We start from the raw sequence: 422 nt of genomic DNA on the forward strand, positions 1-422 counted from the left end.
TAACGGATCATCGCCGGCTTGGCAACGGTGGGTTACGCGTCCGTCGCCTTAACTTGCCGGCATGTCGCGCGAATGATCGCCGCGAGGCCCGGTTCGGACACGGCCTCGGCAGCCTCGGCGGGCGTGAACCAGCGCAGCTCGCGCTGGTTCACCTCGGGGGAGTTCTTGAGCTGCTTGCGAACCTTGAGCGGGAACACCTTGACCTGGCACAGGACCGCGTCGAGGTTCTTCAGGCGCTTCTGGTAGACGTAGTAGCCGAGCGGACGCTTGCCGACATCGCCGCGCAGGCCGGCTTCCTCGTAGGCTTCGCGCGCCGCCGCCTCGAACGGCTTGCGGCCCTTCATCGGCCACCCCTTCGGGATGACCCACCGCCGGCTTTCCCGGGAGGTCACCAGGAGAATCCGGTTCTCGCCGTCGCGCCC

Annotated in this window: 1 protein-coding gene; it reads right to left on the reverse strand. The window is 67.5% G+C overall.

The window, feature by feature from the left end; genetic code table 11:
* Positions 1-32: 32 nt before the first annotated feature.
* On the reverse strand, positions 33-422 hold a 390-nt coding region (locus GVL03_RS20845; RefSeq protein ID WP_159502713.1), incomplete at its 5' end, for an NUDIX hydrolase.

The organism is Microbacterium sp. 18062, from assembly GCF_902706225.1.
Taxonomy (GTDB): Bacteria; Actinomycetota; Actinomycetes; order Actinomycetales; family Microbacteriaceae; genus Microbacterium.